Raw genomic sequence first — 6,098 nt, forward strand, 5'->3', positions numbered from 1 at the left:
TTACGCGCCAAGGTGACGGCTGACGAACGTGGTGCGCAGCGGCAGCTTGGCAGCAGCCAGGCGGAAGGCTTCGCGGGCCAGTTCTTCGGGCACGCCGACGATCTCGAACACGATCTTGCCGGGCTGGATTTCGGCCACGTAGTACTCGGGGTTGCCCTTACCGTTACCCATACGCACTTCTGCGGGCTTGGTAGAGATTGGCTTGTCCGGGAACACACGGATCCAGATACGGCCGCCACGCTTGACGTGACGGGAAATCGCACGGCGTGCAGCTTCGATCTGGCGGGCCGTCAGACGGCCACGATCGGTGCACTTCAGACCGAAATCACCGAACGCAACGGAGGCACCCCGTGTTGCGACACCAGTGTTACGGCCCTTTTGCTCCTTGCGGTATTTACGGCGAGCAGGTTGCAGCATCTTTATTCTCCTTTACCGTCCGCTGCTGTAGCGGGCGCGGCGACTTTGCGTACGCGCTTAACGGCGGTGTTATCAGCGCCACCAGCTTCCGCTGGCTTGTCGCTGCCGTCGGCCGGAGCGGCGTTGCCACCGACAGGACGACGTGGGCCACGGCCTGCGCCTGGACGATCGCCACCTGGGCGGCCATCACGGCGTGGGCCGCGTGGGCGGCGCTCTTCGTCTGGACGAGGCGTTTCCACGGCGGGCAGGTCATTGCGGCCCAGCGTGTCACCCTTGTAGACCCAGACCTTGACGCCGATCACACCGTAGGTGGTCTTGGCTTCAGAGGTACCGTAGTCGATGTCCGCACGCAGCGTGTGAAGTGGCACGCGGCCTTCACGGTACCACTCGCAGCGAGCGATTTCGATACCGTTCAGACGACCGGACGACATGATCTTGATGCCCTGGGCACCCAGACGCATGGCGTTCTGCATGGCGCGCTTCATGGCGCGGCGGAACATGATGCGCTTTTCGAGCTGTTGCGTGATGCTGTCGGCGATCAGCTTGGCATCGATTTCAGGCTTACGCACTTCTTCGATGTTCACTGCGACCGGCACGCCCAGGCGAGCAGCGAGTTCCTTCTTCAGGTTCTCGATGTCTTCACCCTTCTTGCCGATCACCACACCAGGACGTGCCGAGTAAATGGTGATGCGGGCGTTCTTGGCAGGACGCTCGATCAGGATGCGCGACACAGCCGCGTTCTTGAGCTTGGCCTTCAGGTACTCGCGCACCTTGATGTCTTCGGCCAGCATGCCCGCGAAATCGCGGTTGCTGGCGTACCAACGGCTGGACCAGTTGCGGCTGACCGCAAGGCGGAAGCCGGTAGGATGGATTTTCTGTCCCATAGTCTTCCCGAGCCTTTAGTTGCCAACCGTCACGTACACATGGCACGTGGGCTTGCTGATGCGGTTGCCGCGGCCTTTGGCGCGCGCGGTGAAGCGCTTGAGCGTGGTGCCTTGTTCGACGTAGATGGTCTTGACCTTCAGTTCGTCGATGTCAGCGCCATCGTTGTGTTCGGCGTTGGCGATGGCCGACTCCAGAACCTTCTTGACGATTCCCGCAGCTTTTTTCTGCGTGAAGTTCAGGATGTTCAGAGCCTGGTCCACTTTCTTGCCGCGGATCAGGTCGGCGACCAGACGGCCCTTGTCGACCGACAGACGGACGCCCCGGAGGACTGCACGTGTTTCAGACATGGTCGTTCCTTACTTCTTCGCTTTTTTGTCAGCGGGGTGACCCTTGAAGGTGCGCGTCAGGGCGAATTCGCCCAGCTTGTGGCCCACCATCTGGTCGGTGACATAGACCGGCACGTGTTGCTTGCCGTTGTGCACGGCAATGGTCAGACCGATGAACTCGGGCAGAACCATGGAGCGACGCGACCAGGTCTTGACTGGTTTCTTGTCCTTGGTGGCAACGGCCTTTTCGACCTTGGCCAGCAAGTGATGGTCAACAAATGGACCCTTTTTGAGAGAGCGAGTCATCTGTTACCCCTTACTTCTTGCGACGCGACACGATCATGATCTGTGTGCGCTTGTTGTTACGGGTGCGATAACCCTTGGTCAGATTGCCCCAAGGATCGACTGCATGGCGGCCTTCGCCGGTGCGGCCTTCGCCACCACCGTGAGGGTGATCCACAGGGTTCATGGCCACGCCACGAACCGTAGGACGAATACCCATCCAGCGCTTCACGCCGGCCTTGCCCAGTTGGCGCAGGCTGTGCTCTTCGTTGGCCACTTCACCGATGGTGGCGCGGCATTCGATGTGAATCTTGCGCACTTCGCCGGAGCGCATACGCACTTGAGCGTAAACGCCTTCGCGGGCCAGCAGCGTTGCCGAAGCACCAGCCGAGCGGGCGATCTGAGCACCGGCACCGGGCTTGAGCTCGATGCAGTGGATGGTCGAACCCACGGGGATGTTGCGGATAGGCAGCGTGTTGCCTGCGCGGATCGGAGCTTCCGAACCGGACAGCAGGGTTGCGCCCACTTCCAGGTTGCGGGGAGCGATGATGTAGCGACGCTCGCCGTCGGCATAGCACACCAGAGCGATGTGGGCCGTACGGTTGGGATCGTACTCAATGCGCTCAACCTTGGCCGGAATACCGTCCTTGTTGCGCTTGAAGTCCACCACACGGTAGTGGTGCTTGTGACCACCGCCCTTGTGACGGGTGGTGATGTGACCGTTGTTGTTACGACCGGCCTTCTGGAATTGTGGCTCCAGCAGGGGGGCGTACGCTTCACCCTTGTACAGGTGGTCACGCGTGACCTTCACCACAGCACGTTGGCCGGGCGAGGTAGGTTTCATCTTAACGACAGCCATGATTACGCGGCCTCCCCGGAGAGGTTCAGCTCTTGACCTGGCTGCAGCGTGACGTATGCCTTGCGAACGTTGTCGCGGCGGCCGACGGTCTTGCCGAAACGCTTGGTCTTGCCTTTGGTGTTCACCACAGAAACGCCCTTGACTTCCACCTTGAACATCAATTCCACAGCGGCCTTGATTTCGGGCTTGGTAGCGTTCTGCAGCACCTTGAACGTCACTGCATTGGACTTCTCGGCAACCATGGTGGCCTTTTCGGACACGATGGGAGCGACCAGCACTTGCATCAGACGACCTTCGTCAAACTTGAGTGTGCTCATGCGAACATCTCCTTGAGTTTGTCGATTGCACCCTTGGTGACGAGCACTTTCTTGAAACGCACCAGCGACACGGGATCAGCGTAACGGGGCTCAACGACGAGCACGTTCACCAGATTGCGGGAAGCCAGGTACAGGTTTTCGTCCACTTCGTCGGCAATCACCATCACCGATTGCAGGTTCATCGCCTTGAACTTGTCAGCCAGGACCTTGGTCTTAGGCGAGTCAAGCTTGAGCGAATCGACCACAGCCAGACGGCCTTCGCGGGCCAGCTGCGACAAGATGGCAGACATACCGGCGCGGTACATCTTCTTGTTGATCTTCTGCGTGAAATTTTCGTCAGGCATGTTCGGGAAAATCCGACCACCCCCACGCCACAGAGGCGAGGAAGTCATACCTGCACGTGCGTTACCCGTACCCTTTTGCTTGAAAGGCTTCTTGGTCGAGTGACGGACTTGCTCGCGGTCCTTCTGGGCGCGAGTGCCTTGGCGTGCGTTGGCCTGATAGGCCACCACGATCTGGTGCACCAGATCTTCGTTGTATTCACGACCGAACACGGTTTCAGGAACATCCAACTTGGATGCGCCCTGGCCTTGGTCATTCAGGAGTTCGAGCTGCATTAGTTCGCTCCTTTAGAAGGTTTGGCCTTGACTGCGGGACGCACGGTCACGAACCCACCCTTGGAGCCCGGGATTGCGCCCTTGATCAAGAGCAGTTGACGCGCTTCGTCGATGCGAATGACATCGAGGTTTTGCGTGGTCTTGGTGACATCGCCGAGGTGACCCGTCATGCGCTTGCCGGGGAACACGCGACCTGGGTCTTGTGCCATACCGATCGAGCCAGGCACGTTGTGCGAACGGCTGTTACCGTGCGACGCGCGCTGCGAGCTCATGTTGTGACGCTTGATGGTACCGGCGTAGCCCTTACCGATGGAGGTGCCTTGCACATCCACCTTCTGGCCGACAGCAAAAACATCAGCCACAGGCACTGCAGCACCAGCGGCATACTTGCCAGCGGTTTCTGCGGTCACGCGGAATTCCTGGATGATTTCACCGGCTTCCACACCTGCCTTGGCAAGGTGGCCGGCTTCTGGCTTGGTCACGCGCGATGCTTTGCGCGAACCGAACGTGACCTGCAGGGCCACGTAGCCATCGTTCTCTTGGGTTTTGACCTGGGTAACGCGGTTGTTGGACACATCCACCACCGTGACAGGCACTGCGTCCCCATCATCGGTGAACAGACGCATCATGCCCACTTTGCGACCCAGCAACCCGAGGGAGTTGCTCAGACTCATTGGTTTTCTCCAAAACTCTCACCGCCGCAACTTCAATTGGCTACGGCGTTTTCGCAGGCTCTCGCTTGCGTGTATGAAAGAAGGTTAATAAAACTCCGCTGACGCACACCGTTTAACCGGCGCAAATCGAGCGAAGCCCTAAAGTATAACGCGAACTGCTTTTTCAAGCAAGTTCGCGTTATTTCAGTCACTGCAAGGCAGGCAAGCCCGCCCCACAGCAGCCATTGCTACATCACTGCAGCTTGATTTCGACGTCCACGCCGGCTGGCAGGTCGAGCTTCATCAGGGCGTCCACGGTCTTGTCCGTTGGGTCCACGATGTCCATCAGACGCTGGTGCGTGCGGATTTCCAGCTGGTCGCGACTGGTCTTGTTGACGTGCGGCGAGCGCAGGATGTCGAAACGCTTCATGCGTGTCGGCAGGGGCACGGGACCCTTGACGATGGCGCCTGTGCGCTTGGCGGTGTCAACGATCTCGGCAGCGGACTGATCGATCAGCTTGTAGTCAAACGCCTTCAGGCGGATGCGGATTTTTTGCTTGGACATGGCAAGTTCCTTTTCTGCTTATGAATTAAGCAATGATCTTGGCCACGACGCCAGCGCCCACGGTACGGCCACCTTCGCGGATAGCGAAGCGCAGACCTTCTTCCATGGCGATGGGGTTGATCAGCTTCACAGTGATCGACACGTTGTCACCAGGCATGACCATTTCCTTGTCGGCTGGCAGCTCGATAGCACCAGTCACGTCGGTCGTGCGGAAATAGAACTGAGGACGGTAGTTGTTGAAGAAAGGAGTGTGGCGGCCGCCTTCGTCCTTGCTCAGCACATACACCTCAGCCGTGAAGTGGGTGTGGGGCTTGATCGAGCCGGGCTTGCACAGCACTTGGCCACGTTCCACGTCTTCGCGCTTGGTGCCGCGCAGCAGCAGACCGACGTTGTCGCCAGCTTGGCCTTGGTCCAGCAGCTTGCGGAACATTTCCACGCCGGTGCAGATGGTCTTTTGCGTGTCGCGGATACCGACGATTTCGATTTCTTCGCCGACCTTGATGATGCCGCGTTCCACGCGACCGGTCACCACGGTGCCACGACCGGAGATGGAGAACACGTCTTCCACGGGCATCAGGAAGGCACCGTCCACAGCGCGCTCAGGCGTGGGGATGTAGGTGTCCAGTGCTTCGGCCAGCTTCATGATGGCTTCTTCACCCAGCTTGCCCTTGTCGCCTTCCAGGGCGAGCTTGGCGGAGCCACGGATGATGGGGGTGTCGTCGCCTGGGAAGTCGTACTTGTCCAGGAGTTCGCGCACTTCCATTTCGACGAGTTCCAGCAGTTCTTCGTCGTCCACCATGTCGCACTTGTTCAGGAACACGATGATGTAAGGCACGCCCACTTGGCGAGCCAGCAGAATGTGCTCGCGGGTCTGGGGCATTGGGCCGTCAGCGGCGGAGCAAACCAGGATAGCGCCGTCCATCTGGGCAGCGCCGGTGATCATGTTCTTCACATAGTCGGCGTGACCGGGGCAGTCCACGTGGGCGTAGTGGCGGTTGGCCGTTTCGTATTCCACGTGGGCGGTGTTGATCGTGATACCGCGGGCCTTTTCTTCGGGCGCAGCGTCGATCTGGTCGTAGGCCTTGGCTTCGCCGCCGAACTTGGCGGACAGCACCGTGGCGATGGCTGCCGTCAGCGTGGTCTTGCCATGGTCCACGTGGCCGATCGTGCCCACGTT

10 protein-coding genes are annotated in these 6,098 nt (G+C 59.6%); all 10 read right to left on the reverse strand.

What is annotated here, in order from left to right:
• Entirely contained in the window at nt 1-417 is a 417-nt protein-coding gene (rplP, locus tag ISS20_RS11195; RefSeq protein ID WP_015012190.1) for a 50S ribosomal protein L16, read from the reverse strand.
• A 2-nt stretch (nt 418-419) separates the two neighbouring features.
• Nucleotides 420-1,301 carry a 30S ribosomal protein S3 gene (rpsC, locus tag ISS20_RS11200; RefSeq protein ID WP_291436593.1) on the reverse strand — a complete coding sequence of 294 codons (882 nt, stop codon included), beginning with the start codon at nt 1,299-1,301 and terminating at the stop codon, nt 420-422.
• Nucleotides 1,302-1,316: 15 nt separating this feature from the next.
• Nucleotides 1,317-1,649 (reverse strand): 50S ribosomal protein L22, encoded by a 333-nt coding sequence (rplV, locus tag ISS20_RS11205; protein WP_007847806.1) that lies wholly within the window; start codon nt 1,647-1,649, stop codon nt 1,317-1,319.
• Nucleotides 1,650-1,658: 9 nt separating this feature from the next.
• Complete coding sequence (gene rpsS, locus ISS20_RS11210; protein ID WP_010467177.1) at nt 1,659-1,934, reverse strand: 30S ribosomal protein S19; 276 nt, start codon at nt 1,932-1,934, stop codon at nt 1,659-1,661.
• Between the two features lie 10 nt (nt 1,935-1,944).
• Nucleotides 1,945-2,769 carry a 50S ribosomal protein L2 gene (rplB, locus tag ISS20_RS11215; protein ID WP_008906426.1) on the reverse strand — a complete coding sequence of 275 codons (825 nt, stop codon included), beginning with the start codon at nt 2,767-2,769 and terminating at the stop codon, nt 1,945-1,947.
• A gap of 2 nt (nt 2,770-2,771) precedes the next feature.
• Nucleotides 2,772-3,086 carry a 50S ribosomal protein L23 gene (gene rplW, locus ISS20_RS11220; RefSeq protein ID WP_007847815.1) on the reverse strand — a complete coding sequence of 105 codons (315 nt, stop codon included), beginning with the start codon at nt 3,084-3,086 and terminating at the stop codon, nt 2,772-2,774.
• Nucleotides 3,083-3,703, reverse strand: a complete 621-nt coding sequence (gene rplD / locus ISS20_RS11225; protein WP_008906425.1) for a 50S ribosomal protein L4 — start codon at nt 3,701-3,703, stop codon at nt 3,083-3,085. Before rplD ends, rplW begins: the two co-directional genes overlap by 4 nt.
• Nucleotides 3,703-4,377 carry a 50S ribosomal protein L3 gene (rplC, locus tag ISS20_RS11230; RefSeq protein WP_291436614.1) on the reverse strand — a complete coding sequence of 225 codons (675 nt, stop codon included), beginning with the start codon at nt 4,375-4,377 and terminating at the stop codon, nt 3,703-3,705. The genes rplD and rplC overlap by 1 nt, the downstream gene beginning before the upstream one ends.
• Nucleotides 4,378-4,609: 232 nt before the next feature.
• Entirely contained in the window at nt 4,610-4,921 is a 312-nt protein-coding gene (gene rpsJ, locus ISS20_RS11235; protein ID WP_005796953.1) for a 30S ribosomal protein S10, read from the reverse strand.
• 25 nt (nt 4,922-4,946) lie between these two features.
• The coding region (tuf, locus tag ISS20_RS11240; RefSeq protein ID WP_291436616.1) for an elongation factor Tu at nt 4,947-6,098 on the reverse strand (1,152 nt) is incomplete at its 5' end.

This window comes from Acidovorax sp. (genome assembly GCF_016783915.1).
Taxonomy (GTDB): Bacteria; Pseudomonadota; Gammaproteobacteria; order Burkholderiales; family Burkholderiaceae_C; genus Acidovorax.